Genomic DNA, 16465 nt, shown 5'->3' on the forward strand with positions numbered 1-16465 from the left:
ATAAGGAGGTGTCGCAATGCAAACGGTAATGGCATCTTATGATTATCAAACGATTATACATCAAATGAAAGAGCGTCTTAATGTCGATTTTGTAGGTATTGCGATGCCTTCAGATTTAATTTCACAAACCAATATCAAATGGCAATTTGTTTCAGGTGAAACAAATAAGCGTTACAAATTAATCGAGTTACAGCGAGGCAAAGGTATTGCTGGGCAAGTGATTAAATCAGGGAAACCATGGATAGAACTGGATGTAGATCATAGTGAACTAATATCACATATATTTGATTTCCCAATTGTGAAGTTCGAGCGATTAACAAGCTTTATTTCCATTCCGCTTTGGAAGTATAATAAAGTTGCGGCAGTATTGTTGATTGGCAATAGAGGACATCACAAATTTGATTCAAATATTATGAAAGATGTTGAAAAATCACTGACAGAAGGCTTTGGGCCGTTCTACAGAAAGGATACAATCAATCATGGATAATCAACAATTAAGCCAGTTAATGCTGGCTTTTTATAATGATACAGACGAAATGATTTTGTTTATTAATGATGATAATGAAATTATATTTATGAATGATGCGGCAAAGACATTATTAAGTCATCACGATAACCTTGAGCATATGACAAAGTCGATTTGTAATGTATGCTTAGGTTATACGAGCGAAAAGGCATTGATGACATGTTTAGATTGTTTCATGAAGAACAATACAAAAAATAATACATTCCAAATGTTTATTAAAGATGAAGCGGGTACACCTGTACCATATTCTGCATCCTATGTATATTTATCAGAACATCAAATCAAGGTGTTACATTTACAAAATATTTCACCACAAATCAAAACACAAGAATCACTCCATCAAAAAACAGTTACACAGCGTATACTTCAAGCACAAGAAAATGAAAGAAAACGTATTTCTAGAGAACTACATGATAGCTTAGTACAGGAGTTATTACATGTGATGGTCGACTTACGACTCACAAAATACAAAAAGAACGAAGAGCTTGAGAAGCATTTACAGCTTATCGAAGGATCGATGTCTCGCTTAATGGATGATGTGCGTAATATGTCATTAGAATTAAGACCCGCATCTTTAGATGATTTAGGTATCGAAGCAGCATTGAAGTCACACATTAAGCAACTACAAAAGAATTACGGCATTGAAGTGCATTTAGATTCTAATTTAAATGACCGCAGATTCAGTAATGAAATTGAAACGGTAGTTTATCGTGTTACACAAGAAGCGATACTTAATGCATTAAAATATGCTAATGTAGATGATGTAGATGTCTTTATTCAATATTCAGAACAAGAATTGTTAGTAGAAGTTAGTGATCAAGGTGTTGGCTTTACACATGAAGATGCGCCACTAGGAACAGGATTAGGTTTATTTGGTATGCGAGAAAGAGCCGAAATTGTAGGTGGAGATGTACAAATCAATAGTGTTAAAAATAAAGGCACCATCGTTACGCTAACCATTCCACTAAGTTAGGAGGGGCTACATGAAGATTGTTATTGCGGATGATCATGCAGTGGTAAGAACAGGTTTCTCAATGATTTTAAATTATCAAGATGATATGGAAGTCGTTGCTACAGCAGCAGATGGATTAGAAGCATTTCAAATGGTAGCAAAACATCATCCAGATGTATTGATATTAGATTTGAGTATGCCTCCAGGAGAGTCGGGACTCATTGCAACAGGTAAGATTAAAGATGCATTTCCAGAAACAAAAATTCTCATCTTAACGATGTTTGATGATGAAGAATATTTGTTCCACGTGTTACGTAATGGAGCGAACGGATATATTTTAAAAAATGCACCAGATGAAGAGTTGATACAAGCAGTAAGAACTGTCAATAATGGTGATACATTTATCGATCCTAAAATGGCAACATCACTCGTGCATGAATTAATGACAGGTGGGAAAGAAGAAGCAAAATCCAATGACCCATTTAAAATACTATCAAAACGTGAGTTAGAAATTTTACCTTTAATCGCTAAAGGATATGGAAATAAAGAAATATCAGAGATGCTTTTCGTGTCTGTGAAGACAGTCGAAGCACATAAAGCAAGAATAATGGACAAATTAGGTTTGAAATCTAGACCAGAATTAGTTGAATATGCGTTAAAGAAAAAGTTATTGGAATTTTAAAATAGAGGTGTGTTATGACACAACAATTTCAAACAAAAATGAAAGCATTACGCGTGTTGGAAAATGAGCATATGTTATTGCGTTCTATGATGCATGACTGGTTTCAATTAATGCGTAATATTAATATTTCAACAATGCCATTAGTAAAGTTTCAACAACTAAAAGCATTAAGAGAATCATTGAATGAATTTTTACCAGTACTTCGTAAACATCAAGAGAAAGAAGAGAAATTTTTCTTTCCGATACTCGGAAGTTATATAGGTACAGAACAAGGACCAATCGTCACAATAGAAGCGGAACATGATGAAATGATGCAATACTTTAGTCATTTTATGAATGTAACAGATATGATGGACTTAAAACCTGAAGAAATAGAGTTGTTATTAAAAGACTTAAATGAAGGTTATGAAATTTGTATGGTTCATATGTATAAAGAAGAAAGCGTCTTATTTACGATGGCTGAGAAAGTCTTTAAAATCAAAGACGAAGAAGCATTATTAGAAGCAGTGAATACTAGGATTTTGTAATTAAATAAATCAATACATAGAGGCAAGGTGTTCTTGTCTCTTTTTTTATTACTGAGATATAGGGACTCCCCGTACGTCATGGGGGATTTCCCCAATATGATAGATATTAAATTCATCTTAAAATGAGTTTGTATATAAAATCACAAACTAATGAAAAAAGGTGAAGAGTATGAACAAAGCTTCAGGTAAAACGCAGTTAGCCCTTCAAACGCTCAGTTTGATGGCTGGATTTATGGCTTGGACAATCATTGCGCCATTAATTCCATTTATGTCTCAGGAGTTTACAATTCCAGAAAGTCAAAAAGCTATTATTTTAGCAATCCCAGTTATTTTAGGTTCGGTATTACGTATTCCTTTAGGTTATTATGCAAACTTAATTGGTGCGCGTAAAGTATTTTTAGGTTCATTTATTTTCTTATTAATTCCTGTCTTTTTATTAAGTATGGCAAACTCAACAACGATGTTAATGATCGCTGGTCTTTTCCTAGGTATTGGTGGCGCGATTTTCTCTGTTGGGGTAACAAGTGTTCCGAAATATTTCCCTAAAGAAAAACATGGTCTTGCAAATGGTATTTACGGTATGGGTAATATCGGTACTGCCATTTCTGCATTCTTTGCACCACCTTTAGCAAATGCAATTGGTTGGAGCAACACTGTAAAATCTTATTTAATCGTTATGGCTTTATTTGCTTTATTAAACTTCTTCTTAGGTGATAAAGATGAGCCTAAAGTGAAACAACCGTTAATGGATCAAATTAAAGGTGTTTTACCTGACTACAAATTATACTTATTAAGTTTCTGGTACTTCATTACATTTGGTGCGTTCGTAGCGTTTGGTTTATTCTTACCAAACTTCTTAGTAAACAACTTCCACTTAGACAAAGTTGATGCTGGTATGCGTACTGGTACATTCATCGTTCTTGCAACGTTACTTCGTCCTGTCGGTGGGGTATTAGGTGATAAATTACGTGCAATGGATGTTTTAAAGGTTGTATTCGTAGGTTTAATCATTGGTGCAGTATTATTATCAATTAATCATCAAATTTTCTTCTTCACAACTGGATGTTTAATCATCGCAGCTTGTGCAGGTTTAGGTAACGGTTTAATCTTTAAACTTGCGCCAACGTATTTCTCTAAACAAGCAGGTATCGTAAACGGTATCGTATCAATGATGGGTGGTTTAGGAGGTTTCTTCCCACCATTAGTTATCGCAGCTTGTGTAGCAAATTTAGGTACAAACAAACCAGCTTTTGCCTTCTTAGCAGTGTTTGGTATAATTGCCTTAATCACAATGTTCTGGATGGATAAAAAAGAAGGACGTAAATAAGAGGGGTTTTATATGCGGTACGATAGACAAATCAAATTTAAAGGTATTAATGAATCTGGTCAACAAAGGATTTCAAATAGTACAGTCGGTATCATCGGAAGTGGGGCACTTGGCACGCATTTAGCTGAGAGTGTTGCGCGAATGGGTATTAAAAAATTGATTATTGTCGATCGTGATTATGTAGAACTTTCTAACTTACAACGTCAGTCGTTATTTAAAGAATCTGATGCAGCTTTATCTGTACCTAAAGTTGTGGCACTCAAGCGAGAGCTACAACTGATTAGGTCAGATTTAGAAATAGAAACATATATATCACATTGCGACGCACAACTGTTGGAAGAGGCGTTTATGCAATGTGATATTTTATTAGATGCGACAGATAATTTTGAAACAAGACAAGTAATGAATGACTTTTGTTATAAATACAATAAACCATGGGTATATGGTGCGTGTGTGGAGTCGACGTATGTTGCTTGTCCGTTTATACCGGATATAACGCCTTGCTTTAATTGTGTGATGGGGATATTACCTGTTATGAATCGTACGTGTGATACGGTAGGTATCATTGAGCCAGCGGTAAGTTTGGCAACGAGTTATCAAGTGATGTATGCCATGAAGATATTAACATCAACGGAATTTGAGCCAAAGCTTGTGTTTGGTGATGTATGGCAAATGGACCATACGACTTTGAAATTTAGTCGCATGGGAGATATAAATTGTAAGACATGTGGGGATTCCCCTACATATCCATATTTAAATTTACGAGAAGATCAGACGATGCTTTGTGGTCGTGATACGGTTCAATTTACGACATTGAATTTCGATCAAAATCAAATCATTCAATTTTTAGAAGAACGCAACATAGAGTACATTCATACACCGTATTTTTTACGTTTTAAGTTTTCGAATAAGCCGATGATATGGTTTAATGGAGGTAGGTTACTCATTCATGAAGTGAAAACAGTGAATGAAGCGAAGACAATATACCATCAATTATTTGGGTAGGAGGATTTCACGTGGAACATTCTAATGAAGTACGTAAAATATTGAACGTCGGTGTCATTACAGTTAGTGACACGAGAACATTTGAAACAGATAAAGGTGGAAAAGCAGTCATCGAACATTTGAATCACATTGATATTCAAGTGGATAAAGAACATTACATGATTGTGCCAGATGATAAAGCAGATATTAACCATGCGATTCATAAATTGTTAAATGATAATGTGGATGTCATTATTACAACTGGTGGTACAGGTGTGGCGAAACGTGATGTAACGATTGAAGTGGTCTCTTCTATTATTGATAAAGAAATGGAAGGCTTCGGAGAAATCTTTAGATATTTAAGTTATACAGAAGATGTTGGTACACGTGCAATGTTATCTCGTGCATTATGTGGTACGAAAGAAAACACAGTCATCTTCTCAATACCAGGTTCTGTTGGTGCCGTGAATCTTGCAATGACAAAATTGATATCACAAGAAATTCATCATATTGTACATGAATTAAATAAATAATAAATAACACGGAGCGTTGGGATTATGATCTCATCCTTAAACTCCGTGTTATTTTTTCAAGATTATCGATTAAAGTCGCCGGTTTTTCCACCTGATTTATGTTGTAAATAAGTTGGGCCAATAATCATACCTTTATCAATGGCTTTTGTCATATCGTAAATCGTCAATGCAGTGGCAGAAGCACCTGTTAATGCTTCCATCTCAACACCAGTTTGACCTGTTGTTTTTACCATGCATTCGATATGCAAAGTATAACCATTAGTGGTATCCCATTCAAAGTTAATGTCTATACCACTTAAGTTGAGTGGATGGCACATAGGAATGATTTGTGCTGTATTTTTAGCAGCCATAATTCCAGCGACTTGTGCAACTGCGAGTACATCACCTTTTTTATTTTTATGGTTAATGATTTGATCATAAATGATGTCATTAACCTGTATAGAGCTTTTAGCAATGGCTACACGTGTAGACGTTTGTTTATCAGAAACATCTACCATCTTAGCACGACCTTGTTCATTGAAATGTGTAAATTGATTCATCGTATCATCCTTTCGTTAATACCATTATAACGAATAATACGGTGGGATTTATAATGATAAATGAAATAAATTAAAAAAGAGGGATACTATGTTAGAAAAAAGAACACCGATTCCAGTGCATGATGCGATATTAAAATGTACTGAAAACGCAAAAGCAAAACAAACGATAAAACAATATTATATAGACAGTTTAGGGTATACGTTAGCAGAAGATATTAAAGCAACGTATGATGTCCCTATGTTTAATAAGTCCCCATATGATGGCTTTGCCATTCGAAGCGCGGCATCAGTAGGTGCAAGTGGTGAATCACGCGTCCCATTTAAAGTTATCGATCATATTGGGGCAGGATCTGTTAGTAATAAATCTTTAAAGGATAACGAAGCTGTGCGTATTATGACAGGTGCAAAGATTCCTGACGGTGCTGATGCAGTGGTTATGTTAGAGCAAACTGTTGCTACTGAAGATGGCTTCACGATTAGAAAACCATTTTCAAAAGGTGAAAACATTTCATTCCAAGGAGAAGAATGTAAAGCAGGCGATGTCATTTTAGAAAAAGGTACAAAGATAGATGCAGGTGTGATTGCGGTGCTTGCAACATTCTCTTATGAATATGTTGAAGTGTATGAAATACCAACAGTGGCAGTTATTGCTACAGGATCAGAGTTGTTGGAAATTAATGAACCTTTGACTGAAGGTAAAATTAGAAATTCAAATGGACCGATGATTCATGCATTGTGCCAAGGATTAAACGTCAAAGTCGAGCATTATAAAACCATCTCAGATGACTTTGATGCATTATATTTACTTGTAAAAACAGCATTAGACAATCATGATATCGTGATTACTACAGGTGGTGTAAGTGTAGGAGACTTTGACTATATGCCTGAAGTGTATAAAAAGCTAGAAGCGGATGTTTTATTTAATAAAATTGCGATGCGACCAGGTAGTGTAACGACAGTCGCTAAAAAAGGCAATCAATTCTTATTCGGATTATCAGGAAATCCAAGTGCTTGCTATACAGGATTTGAATTGTATACACGTCCAGTATTATTAAAAATGATGGGACGTCAGGCGATTTATCCAACAATGATGAAAGCGACATTATCTGAAGACTTTACAAAGCCAAATCCATTTACACGATTCATTCGTGCAGATTTAAACTATAATGATTTATCAGTGAAACCTTCTGGGTTTAATAAAAGTAATGCAGTTGTTGCCATTGCAACGAGTAATGCCATGATTGTATTACCGGGTGGTACGAGAGGGTTCAAAGCTGGAGATGAAGTGGACGTCCTGATTACAGATGAACATAAAGAAGCAGATTTATCATGGTAAAGGTATTACAAGTTGTAGGGTTTAAGAAAAGTGGTAAAACAACCGTCACAAATATAATCATTAAACATTTAAAATCAAAAGGATTTAAAGTTGCGGTCATCAAACATCACGGTGATCGTTCAGGCCAAGATATAGATATTCCAAAAAAACGTGATCATATTACTTATATGGATTCAGGTGCAGATGAAAGTATTGTTCAAGGTTATCAATTTATTCACAAATTGGTTGCTAAAGCAGATACAAAAGATACAACTTCGCTGGAATATATGATTCAAAATGAAGTAACAACAAATCCAGATATCATCTTAGTTGAGGGGTATAAAGCAGCAAACTATGATAAGATTGTTTTATATCAATCTAATGAAGATTTAATGGAATTGAAACAGTTAAGCTTTGTGAAATATGCATTGGATACGAGCGTACTACGCAAGGAAGATATACAAGGTATAACGTCACTAAATGAAACGTTAGAACAATTTTTAATAAAATGGGTGGATGATACACGTGAAACAATTTGAAGTGGTAACAACACCGTTAGATCCTGAAAGTTATCGCCAATTTACAGTGACACCGCATCAAGGTGCTGTGTGTGTATTTACTGGCATAGTGAGAGAATGGACACAAGGTGTAAAGACAGAGCATTTAGAATATGAAGCTTATATTCCAATGGCAGAAAAGAAACTTGCACAAATTGGTCAAGAAATTAATGAACAATGGCCTGGAACAATTGTGAGTATCGCACATCGTATCGGACATTTACAAATATCTGAAATTGCGGTGGTAATAGCGGTCTCTAGCCCACATCGTAAAGATAGCTATGCGGCCAATGAATATGCGATTGAACGCATTAAAGAAATCGTGCCAATTTGGAAAAAGGAAATATGGGAAGACGGCGAAGAATGGATAGGTGGACAACGCGGCTATCATCCAAATTATAAAGGGTAATGGTGAATGCGATGAAAGTATTATATTTTGCACATATTAAACATAAACTAAAAAAAGAATCAGATACATTTGAAGTGAGTAGCATGTCTGTTGAAGCATTTAAAGCAATGTTATACGAACAATATCCAGAAATTAAAGATGAAACATTCCAAGTTGCAGTGAATGAAGAGTTTGTAAGAGATACGGATATGATTGAACCACAAGATGTCGTTGCGTTAATACCGCCAGTGAGCGGCGGTTAAAATGATTGGTGTCATTTTAGCTGGGGGCTTATCAACGCGTTTTGAATCAGAAAAAGCATTACATGAATTAGATGGCAAACCATTTTTTCATCATGTTTATGATGCGATGTTGGGTAGTCAGCTTAGCCAAGTTGTCATTAGTACCAATCAAAAATTAGCGCTCAATATAGAACAATATTGTCAAACACATCAGTTGAATACTAAAGTGATTGTCGATGATACCCAATATACGAATCAAGGACCATTAGCAGGTATCTTGTCGGTAATGCAACAAGTAGAAACAGATGCGTATTTTGTGGTGTCAGTGGATACACCCTTTATTACGAGTGAAGCGATTAATTATTTAATGAATCAGTATGAAACGAAAAAATCACTAAAGCTACAGATTGATGCAATCGTGTATCAAGATGACACACACATTCATCGAACGATTGGGATTTATAAACATACGCTAAAGCCAGTTATTCAAACTGCTTTAACACAACAAAATTATGCATTAAAAGTATTAACGAAAGATCATGTACAATTCGTAGACGTATCAGACGTTGGGGAAGGTATATGGTATGAAAATATTAACACGAAAAATGATTTAAATCGTGCATTGAAAAGGAGGTAAATGGATGATGCAAATTACAGATAAATTAGGACGTCCAATACGAGACCTCAGAATTTCAGTGACAGATCGCTGTAACTTTAGATGTACTTATTGCATGCCGAAAGAAATTTTTGGCGATGATTATGCATTTTTACCAAAACAAGAGTTATTGTCATTTGAAGAGTTGATTCGAATTGCCACTCAATATGCCAAGTTAGGTGTAAAAAAGATTCGTATTACAGGTGGAGAACCGTTGTTACGCCGAGACTTACCAGAATTAATCGAAGGGTTAAATCAAATTGAAGGCATTGAAGACATCGGTTTAACAACGAATGGATTACTCCTTAAAAAACATGGCCAAGCATTATATGATGCGGGACTTAGAAGGTTAAATATTAGCTTAGATGGTTTGGATGAAACTTTTGAGAATATTAACGGCCGAGGTATTAAAGCGAGTCAAATATTAGAACAAATTGATTATGCGAAGTCAGTAGGTTTTGATATTAAAGTGAACATGGTTGTGCAAAAAGGTTTAAATGAACATCAAATATTACCGATGGTGGATTACTTTAAGAACAAAGAAATTACATTACGTTTCATTGAATTCATGGATGTTGGTAATGATAATGGATGGAACTTTGATAAAGTCATTACAAAAAAAGAAATGATTGCATACATTTCAAAGCATTTTGATATTAAACCACAACAACCTAAATATTTTGGTGAAGTTGCAAAGTATTATGAACATGACAATGGCGCGAAGTTAGGCTTTATCACAAGCGTATCAGAATCATTTTGTTCAAGTTGTACACGTGTAAGATTGAGTTCAGATGGTAAAATATTCGGTTGTTTATTTGCGACAGATGGTTATGATTTAAAGGCATTTATTAGAAGTGGTGTGTCAGATGACGTATTGAAAGAAAAACTGACAGACTTATGGTCACATCGAAGCGATCGTTACTCAGATGAACGTACTGAAGAAACAGTGAAGAACAGACAGAAAAAGAAAATCAATATGAATTATATTGGTGGATAGTGATATTAGAGAATAAGGCAGCGATGCCTTATTCTTTTTTATTCAAAATTAGTACCTAGTAATAATTTTTAAAATAAAATTTTACACTGAAAAATATATTGAAATATTAATTAATTGTCAAAATACAGTAATCATCACAGAAAAACATCTAATAAATCATATTATTATAATGAAACAAAAGCACACTTCTTAAAATGGTATTTTAAACCATTTTATTATTTGTATTAAACATTTATAATAAGTAGTAGCTTCTAACTTTCCGCATGAATCATGGCTTCATATATTATTTATTATTCGAGGTGGACTATGGAAAGGGATAAGAAGTTAATTTTAAGAAAAGCAGTAAAGCCATATGAAAAAACGATATTCAATGTGAGCTTAATTCAAATTTGTAATACGTTAATACCGTATTTACTTTGTGTGATAATCGGTATGATGTTGTATCAAGTGTCTATAATTTTTTCTATGGTATTGGGATTTGTTGGCGCATTCTTCTTAGTAAGATCATTTATTATTTTCCATGATTGTTGTCATGGCTCATTTTTCAAAAAGAAATCTTGGAATAAAATACTTGGTAATATTACAGGGTTCCTAACACTATTTCCTTTTGAAAAATGGAAAAACGAACACAATATTCATCATGCAACGAGTAGCAACATCGATAAAAAAGGTGTTGGGGACATTTGGATGATGACGATTGAAGAGTATGAGCAAGCTTCGACGTGGACGAGAATAGGTTACCGTTTATACAGACATCCTTTTGTCATGTTTGTATTAGGACCGATTTACTTATTGTTAATTACGAATAGAATTAATCGTCCGAGTGCCAAGCGAAAAGAACGCATCAATACATACTTACATAATGCCGCATTAATTATTGGCTACGGTACCTTGATTTACTTTGTGGGTTTACCAACATTTTTAGCAGTATTTGTGCCGGTTATGTTTATAGGCGGTTTATTAGGTATTTGGCTGTTTTACATACAACATACATTTGAAGAATCTTATTTTGAAGGTCAGGATGAATGGGATTATGTGAAAGCAGCTGTTGAAGGCAGTTCATACTATAAGTTACCAAGACTATTTCAATGGTTAACAGGAAATATTGGATTTCATCACGTACATCATTTAAGTCCAAGAATTCCAAATTACTTACTTGAAAAAGCACATAATGAAACAGAAGCATTGCAACATGCAACGACCATCACATTGAAAGAAAGTTTGGCTTCACTGCGCTATAAGCTTTATGATACGGATAAAAAAAGATTTATTACATTCAGAGAGTTTTATAGAAGAAAGCACATCATATAAAAAGCAGATAGTGTTCAAAACTGAACACTATCTGCTTTTTTATCATAAAGATTTAATTTTTAAAGTACACTTCAATAATATGATCTAATTGGTCATGAGATAATTGAAGCGTTGATTCATTGACATTGCTTAATAAATGAACCGTATTATTCTCTTCAAAAACAATCGATTTCTTAAAGTAAGGTGCAAACACATCGATATAGCCATTTAGTACAGCTTCTTCATCAGTCATCGTTGTCTTATCTTTAATCGGAGCAACATCAATTTGATTAAAATCAAGATGATGTTTAATCATGCTTAAAATTTCTAAATTTCTTGGTGGGTGATTATTCGTAATATGGTAAATCTTCTGATCCTCAGCATGTTGAACAGCATGTGTCAGTACACGTACAACATAGTCAACAGGCACCAAGTTAGAAGTACAGTTATCATCAGCGAACAAACGATAAACCGTATCGTTCTCTGAACGTAACATCTTACGCTTAAATACTTTTAAAGCCTTCATAAAGCCATATAAAGTAAACTTAGAATCTGCTTCACCTGTTACAGAATCACCAATGATAATCGCAGGTCTTAAAATAGATGCTTTCATATTAAAAGCTTGTGCCGTTTCCATTACCAAATGCTCCGCTTGAAGTTTACTCTCTTCATATGGGTTATTAACAGGAGTATCTAAAGGATGAAGCGCTTCTTTAGCATATTCATGAACACCGACAGTGTATGCAGTAGAAACATATAAAAAGTGTTTCGTATTAAGTAAGCGAGCAAGCGATAAAGCATGACGCGTACCTTCTAAATTAATATTAAATAATTGTTCGCGTAAATCCTCATCAAACTTTACAAGCGCTGCAATGTGATAAAAATAATCCATTTGAGGTAAAGTAGCTAATACATCAGGAGTAATACCGCAGTTGTCAGATGTAATATCACCATAAACAAAATGAATTTTATTTTCGAAACCTTTTAATTTTTCGAGTAATTTATTTTTCTTGTGTTCATCTCGGAACAATAAATAAAGCGTCATATCAGCTTGAATTAAATTTTGTACCAATTTAGCACCAACAAAACCAGTGGCACCCGTTAAAAATATATTCAAAAATTTCACATCCTAATTTTTTGTTATGTATTGAGATAGCGTTGGTAGAGTAGTGGTGAATATGTTGAGTATGTGTTGTGAATATGTAGTGAGTGAGCGAAGAAAGACGAATATCGCTCACTCACCGCAAAAAACACAGAGAATATATGTCGAGTGAGCGAAGACAAACGAATACCGCTCACTCATTGCGAAAAATCCATGAAATATATGTCGAGTGAGCGAAGACAGACAAATATCGCTCACTCATCCACCAAAACACTTAAAAAATTTACCAATAGTATTCAATATCAATGTTTATTATTTTGCTATAAAATGAAAGGATAGTAAAGCAATTACACATTGGGGTGTTCAAATGATCTATTTATCAAGAGTGTATGATCATGAAAAAACAAAAGGAAAACGCATATTAGTCGATCGATTATGGCCAAGAGGTATTAAGAAAGAAGACTTGAAATTAGACGGATGGTATAAAGAAATCACGCCATCTAATGAACTTAGAAAATGGTATCACAATCACTTGGACCAATTTGAAACATTTAAAGAAAAGTATTATGAAGAAATCAAAGACGAGCCTATCCTTAAAACATTACAAAACGCAACAGAAGATATCACTTTATTGTATGCAGCTAAAGACAAAGAACAAAACCATGCAATTTTATTAAAATCCTTTATTGAAAATAAACAAAAATAAAAAAACCAGTGTGACTCGCAATCAAAAGAGTTACACTGGGTTTTTAATGGTATGTATTTATTTTTTTAATTTATATAATTTATAGAATAGGGGATTTAAAGGTTTTTCAAAATCGCCAACATACTCTTCTATTACTGCATTAAATCCTTTTTTAAATTTCACAACACCTAAGTCAGGAGAATTTTCAGTGAAATCTCCGCTGACACCATAGAAATTATACTTTTTAACACCAAGTTGTTTTGCATATTGAATCATGCGCCACATCATATTATATGGTCCCATAAATTGATTGTATTTAGGGTTAGATCCTGATGATAAATAATAAAGTTCATGTTGATTATGAATGTATAATGCACTTGCAAGTTCTAAAATATCGCCATCTGTTTCTTTGAGAGTTTTAATTTCTTGGACTTTATTTTCTAGTCTTTGTACTTGTTTTTCTAATTCTAATGTTTTATTTTTAAGCTTTCGATAATCTGGGTTTTCAGATAATTCTTGTTTTGATTTTTCAAATTCAGCAACTTTTGAGTTTAATTCAATATTTAATTTACTTAAATAATCATTTAAATCAATGTAACTTAAAACTAAGCGACACTGGCCTTTGTATGTTTCTTGCATACGAACGAAATAGTCATATTTTCTAAATGAGAATCCATGCTTATCCTCGGCCATTTTAAATAAACGATAAAATTTTTCTGTTTCATCAATGGATAAATCTCTTAACTGAACGCCCATTTCGATGGTTTTGTTGATATTACGACGTGTCTTATATTCCATTTCTTTTAACAACTGTTCTTCGGATTTATTTTCAATATCTAAAACTGATAACCAACGTGCTTGTGAATCCATAGAATAACCGACAGTATAACCTTTGTGCTTGTAACCTAATTGATTCATTTGTTCAACAAAAGCATCTATAGGTTCATGAGAGATTAACTCACCTTCGTGATTTCTATAGTTAGCGATAATGTGTGGATCTACAAGTACAAACAATCCTTTACGTTTTTTTAAATACTTAGTAAGTTCAGTATAAAAGAATGATACTAGCTCCTTATTTTGGTAGTCCATCACTGGACCGCGATGTGAATAGAAATAATTAAAAAATTTTAAAGCTCGAGCACTATTTAATAAACAAGCGGCAATAACCTGATCATTTTCTTTTACACCCACTATATATACGGGCTGATTATGTTTTACTTTATAATCATATAATGCTGTAGATTGTGTGTAATGACTAAATTTTTCATTAACATACCTACTGAATTCTTCTTTTGTTAATTCACAAAATATCAAGATAATCCCTCGTTTACAATTTAATCTGTATAATATTTAAATATAAATATATATTTATGGTAATTCCTACTAAATTATAAACGATTTTCATTCGTATTTCCATATTGATTAAAAAATAAGTTAATACAGTGACTGATTTTTTAAATGCTTATTACTCATACAAATGCGCTTTTCTTCCATGTAGGAAGTAATAAGCAACTATACCAATGATGACTACGATACTCATGGTACGGTATAAGCCGTGCATGCCGAGTGTTGGTATGAATATGCCTAATACGTATGGGCCAAATCCTAATGCGAAGTCTAAGAAGATGAAGTATGTACTTGTTGCGAGTCCCATTTTTTCATGATCTGTGACTTTTACTGCAATGGCTTGTGCGATGGATTGGAAGTTACCGTATCCAAATCCTAAAAATACTGCTGCTAATAATAATGTAAATGCATTGTGTGTAATGCTCAGTGTGAATAATCCCATAACATAGCTAATTAATGCGGGTATCATGACAATGTTTGCACCTTTATTATCCATCAGTTTACCTGTTATTGGACGAGATAATAATACTGTTACAGCATATGCTAAAAAGAAAAATGATCCAGCTGTTACAAGGTTGTTTTCTTTAGTGAAGAATGAAATAAAACTTAATACACTTGAATAAGCGGTACAACATATCAATACGACAATGCCAATTGGTACTGCATTTTTGTCGATGTATTCAGATAATCGAATGCCTTTTGATGTAGATGTTATTGCTTTTTTTGGTCGGTCATTGGTTTTGATCATTGATAACATGAAGCATGCAATGATTGCGAGGACTAAACAAAAGATAAATAATTGTCTAAATGTGATGAATTGAAGTAAGAACATCCCTAAGAAAGGTCCAATTGCTGTCGCCATTACAGCACTCATACTAAAGTAACTAATACCTTCACCACGTCGTTTCATTGGTGTAATGAAAGCCGCAATTGTTCCTGTTGCAGTTGATGCGATACCACATCCCATACCATTAAATAGTCGAACAGCTAATAATATTGGTAAGTTAAATGATAAGAAGTATAAGCCGGTTGTTACAGTAAATAATACAGTTCCGATAATTAGTATTTTCTTTTGTCCAAGGATATCAATGTTTTTTCCAGCCCAAAATCTTCCGAATAGACTTCCGACAATAAATATTCCTGATACTAATCCAGCAGTACTGGTCGATACGTGATATTCATCAACAGCATATGTACTGATGGTTACTAATAATAAAAACATTGAAAGCATAATAATAAAATTGATTAAAGACACCATAATAAAGGGTCTTGTCCATAACTTTTCTTGTTCCAAATTAATCTTCCTTTTCTTGAATGGATTGTAATGCTTGATAAACTTGAGTGAGTTGTTCGTTAGTTTGTGTAATCAGTTCGATATCCATAGGTGTAAGTGCATCTTGTGTGGATTGAATCATGGTCATGACTTGATCATAAACATTGCGTCCGTGTTGTGTAGCGAATAGACGTTTTTCTCGTTTGTCTTTACCAGTATGAGTTTCTATGAGTTGTTGTTCGAGTAAATATTGAATGATTTTTGTTGCAGTCGGTTTTTCGATGTTGCGAATCTTTGCAATTTCTACAAGTGTGATACTCTCTGGACGACTTTGAACAATAATTTTAAAGACCAACCATTGACTGGTTGAGAGCTGGAACTTTGAAAGTCGTTTATTCATCAATGCAACATATTGTTTACGTATATTCACGATATGTTCGAATAGTTGTGCAGCTGAGGTCATTTTGTCACCTTCCATATAGTTAGTATTGCTAACTATATTAGTATATGCAAGTTAATATGAATTGTAAATAGGGTTGCTCAT

20 protein-coding genes are annotated in these 16465 nt (G+C 33.8%); 15 read left to right on the forward strand and 5 right to left on the reverse strand.

Features of this window, described 5'->3' with window-relative positions; translation table 11 throughout:
* Positions 1 to 16 precede the first annotated feature (16 nt).
* The 7 genes from ER639_RS04770 to ER639_RS04800 all read left to right on the forward strand — a co-directional run bounded on the left by ER639_RS04770 (position 17) and on the right by ER639_RS04800 (position 5531).
* Positions 17 to 487, forward strand: coding sequence for a GAF domain-containing protein (locus ER639_RS04770; RefSeq protein WP_129064620.1), 471 nt, complete (start codon positions 17 to 19; stop codon positions 485 to 487).
* On the forward strand, positions 480 to 1499 hold the full coding sequence (locus ER639_RS04775) for a sensor histidine kinase (RefSeq protein WP_129064621.1): 1020 nt from the start codon (positions 480 to 482) through the stop codon (positions 1497 to 1499). Before ER639_RS04770 ends, ER639_RS04775 begins: the two co-directional genes overlap by 8 nt.
* A gap of 10 nt (positions 1500 to 1509) precedes the next feature.
* Positions 1510 to 2160 carry a nitrate respiration regulation response regulator NreC gene (nreC, locus tag ER639_RS04780; RefSeq protein ID WP_129064622.1) on the forward strand — a complete coding sequence of 217 codons (651 nt, stop codon included), beginning with the start codon at positions 1510 to 1512 and terminating at the stop codon, positions 2158 to 2160.
* 14 nt (positions 2161 to 2174) lie between these two features.
* Complete coding sequence (locus tag ER639_RS04785; protein ID WP_129064623.1) at positions 2175 to 2687, forward strand: hemerythrin domain-containing protein; 513 nt, start codon at positions 2175 to 2177, stop codon at positions 2685 to 2687.
* 169 nt (positions 2688 to 2856) lie between these two features.
* Complete coding sequence (locus tag ER639_RS04790; protein ID WP_129064624.1) at positions 2857 to 4014, forward strand: nitrate/nitrite transporter; 1158 nt, start codon at positions 2857 to 2859, stop codon at positions 4012 to 4014.
* A gap of 12 nt (positions 4015 to 4026) precedes the next feature.
* Complete coding sequence (locus ER639_RS04795; RefSeq protein WP_129064625.1) at positions 4027 to 5019, forward strand: ThiF family adenylyltransferase; 993 nt, start codon at positions 4027 to 4029, stop codon at positions 5017 to 5019.
* A gap of 11 nt (positions 5020 to 5030) precedes the next feature.
* Positions 5031 to 5531: a MogA/MoaB family molybdenum cofactor biosynthesis protein gene (locus tag ER639_RS04800; protein WP_129064626.1), complete on the forward strand. Its 501-nt coding sequence runs from the start codon at positions 5031 to 5033 to the stop codon at positions 5529 to 5531.
* A gap of 62 nt (positions 5532 to 5593) precedes the next feature.
* Here ER639_RS04800 and moaC read toward each other — a convergent pair whose 3' ends face one another.
* Entirely contained in the window at positions 5594 to 6070 is a 477-nt protein-coding gene (moaC, locus tag ER639_RS04805; RefSeq protein ID WP_129064627.1) for a cyclic pyranopterin monophosphate synthase MoaC, read from the reverse strand.
* An 88-nt stretch (positions 6071 to 6158) separates the two neighbouring features.
* On the opposite strand from moaC, the gene ER639_RS04810 reads away from it, so the two are divergent.
* The 7 genes from ER639_RS04810 (at position 6159) to desA (ending at position 11535) form a co-directional block, all read left to right on the forward strand.
* Entirely contained in the window at positions 6159 to 7406 is a 1248-nt protein-coding gene (locus ER639_RS04810) for a molybdopterin molybdotransferase MoeA (RefSeq protein WP_129064628.1), read from the forward strand.
* Positions 7400 to 7924 carry a molybdopterin-guanine dinucleotide biosynthesis protein B gene (gene mobB / locus ER639_RS04815; protein WP_129064629.1) on the forward strand — a complete coding sequence of 175 codons (525 nt, stop codon included), beginning with the start codon at positions 7400 to 7402 and terminating at the stop codon, positions 7922 to 7924. The genes ER639_RS04810 and mobB overlap by 7 nt, the downstream gene beginning before the upstream one ends.
* Entirely contained in the window at positions 7911 to 8351 is a 441-nt protein-coding gene (locus tag ER639_RS04820) for a molybdenum cofactor biosynthesis protein MoaE (protein ID WP_129064630.1), read from the forward strand. Before mobB ends, ER639_RS04820 begins: the two co-directional genes overlap by 14 nt.
* Positions 8352 to 8362: 11 nt before the next feature.
* Positions 8363 to 8593, forward strand: coding sequence for a molybdopterin converting factor subunit 1 (gene moaD / locus ER639_RS04825; protein ID WP_129064631.1), 231 nt, complete (start codon positions 8363 to 8365; stop codon positions 8591 to 8593).
* 1 nt (position 8594) lies between these two features.
* A complete protein-coding gene (gene mobA / locus ER639_RS04830; protein WP_129064632.1) occupies positions 8595 to 9209 on the forward strand; it encodes a molybdenum cofactor guanylyltransferase in 615 nt (204 codons plus the stop codon).
* A gap of 4 nt (positions 9210 to 9213) precedes the next feature.
* Positions 9214 to 10224 (forward strand): GTP 3',8-cyclase MoaA, encoded by a 1011-nt coding sequence (moaA, locus tag ER639_RS04835; RefSeq protein WP_129064633.1) that lies wholly within the window; start codon positions 9214 to 9216, stop codon positions 10222 to 10224.
* Between the two features lie 306 nt (positions 10225 to 10530).
* Entirely contained in the window at positions 10531 to 11535 is a 1005-nt protein-coding gene (gene desA / locus ER639_RS04840; RefSeq protein WP_129064634.1) for a Delta(5) desaturase DesA, read from the forward strand.
* 52 nt (positions 11536 to 11587) lie between these two features.
* On the opposite strand, the gene ER639_RS04845 is transcribed toward desA, so the two are convergent.
* Positions 11588 to 12631: an SDR family oxidoreductase gene (locus tag ER639_RS04845; RefSeq protein ID WP_129064635.1), complete on the reverse strand. Its 1044-nt coding sequence runs from the start codon at positions 12629 to 12631 to the stop codon at positions 11588 to 11590.
* 352 nt (positions 12632 to 12983) lie between these two features.
* Here ER639_RS04845 and ER639_RS04850 point away from each other — a divergent pair, with 352 nt between their 5' ends.
* Positions 12984 to 13322 (forward strand): DUF488 domain-containing protein, encoded by a 339-nt coding sequence (locus ER639_RS04850; RefSeq protein ID WP_129064636.1) that lies wholly within the window; start codon positions 12984 to 12986, stop codon positions 13320 to 13322.
* 57 nt (positions 13323 to 13379) lie between these two features.
* Here ER639_RS04850 and ER639_RS04855 read toward each other — a convergent pair whose 3' ends face one another.
* The 3 genes from ER639_RS04855 to ER639_RS04865 form a co-directional block, all read right to left on the reverse strand.
* Positions 13380 to 14615, reverse strand: coding sequence for an aminoacyltransferase (locus ER639_RS04855; RefSeq protein WP_129064637.1), 1236 nt, complete (start codon positions 14613 to 14615; stop codon positions 13380 to 13382).
* 151 nt (positions 14616 to 14766) lie between these two features.
* Positions 14767 to 15948: an MFS transporter gene (locus ER639_RS04860; protein ID WP_129064638.1), complete on the reverse strand. Its 1182-nt coding sequence runs from the start codon at positions 15946 to 15948 to the stop codon at positions 14767 to 14769.
* Positions 15944 to 16384, reverse strand: coding sequence for a MarR family winged helix-turn-helix transcriptional regulator (locus ER639_RS04865; protein WP_164993362.1), 441 nt, complete (start codon positions 16382 to 16384; stop codon positions 15944 to 15946). Before ER639_RS04865 ends, ER639_RS04860 begins: the two co-directional genes overlap by 5 nt.
* Positions 16385 to 16465 lie beyond the last annotated feature (81 nt).

The sequence above is a fragment of the Macrococcus sp. DPC7161 genome, from assembly GCF_004117835.1.
In the GTDB taxonomy this organism is placed as follows: domain Bacteria; phylum Bacillota; class Bacilli; order Staphylococcales; family Staphylococcaceae; genus SDSC01.

Bases quoted from the DNA above. Each gene is read 5' to 3' on its own strand.
- ER639_RS04790 (WP_129064624.1), top strand. From the start codon at position 2,857: ATGAACAAAGCTTCAGGTAAAACGCAGTTAGCCCTTCAAACGCTCAGT.
- nreC (WP_129064622.1), top strand. From the start codon at position 1,510: ATGAAGATTGTTATTGCGGATGATCATGCAGTGGTAAGAACAGGTTTC.
- moaC (WP_129064627.1), bottom strand. From the start codon at position 6,070: ATGAATCAATTTACACATTTCAATGAACAAGGTCGTGCTAAGATGGTA.
- moaA (WP_129064633.1), top strand. From the start codon at position 9,214: ATGATGCAAATTACAGATAAATTAGGACGTCCAATACGAGACCTCAGA.
- ER639_RS04770 (WP_129064620.1), top strand. From the start codon at position 17: ATGCAAACGGTAATGGCATCTTATGATTATCAAACGATTATACATCAA.
- ER639_RS04785 (WP_129064623.1), top strand. From the start codon at position 2,175: ATGACACAACAATTTCAAACAAAAATGAAAGCATTACGCGTGTTGGAA.
- mobB (WP_129064629.1), top strand. From the start codon at position 7,400: ATGGTAAAGGTATTACAAGTTGTAGGGTTTAAGAAAAGTGGTAAAACA.
- moaD (WP_129064631.1), top strand. From the start codon at position 8,363: ATGAAAGTATTATATTTTGCACATATTAAACATAAACTAAAAAAAGAA.
- ER639_RS04795 (WP_129064625.1), top strand. From the start codon at position 4,027: ATGCGGTACGATAGACAAATCAAATTTAAAGGTATTAATGAATCTGGT.
- ER639_RS04810 (WP_129064628.1), top strand. From the start codon at position 6,159: ATGTTAGAAAAAAGAACACCGATTCCAGTGCATGATGCGATATTAAAA.
- ER639_RS04850 (WP_129064636.1), top strand. From the start codon at position 12,984: ATGATCTATTTATCAAGAGTGTATGATCATGAAAAAACAAAAGGAAAA.
- ER639_RS04865 (WP_164993362.1), bottom strand. From the start codon at position 16,384: ATGACCTCAGCTGCACAACTATTCGAACATATCGTGAATATACGTAAA.
- ER639_RS04775 (WP_129064621.1), top strand. From the start codon at position 480: ATGGATAATCAACAATTAAGCCAGTTAATGCTGGCTTTTTATAATGAT.
- desA (WP_129064634.1), top strand. From the start codon at position 10,531: ATGGAAAGGGATAAGAAGTTAATTTTAAGAAAAGCAGTAAAGCCATAT.
- mobA (WP_129064632.1), top strand. From the start codon at position 8,595: ATGATTGGTGTCATTTTAGCTGGGGGCTTATCAACGCGTTTTGAATCA.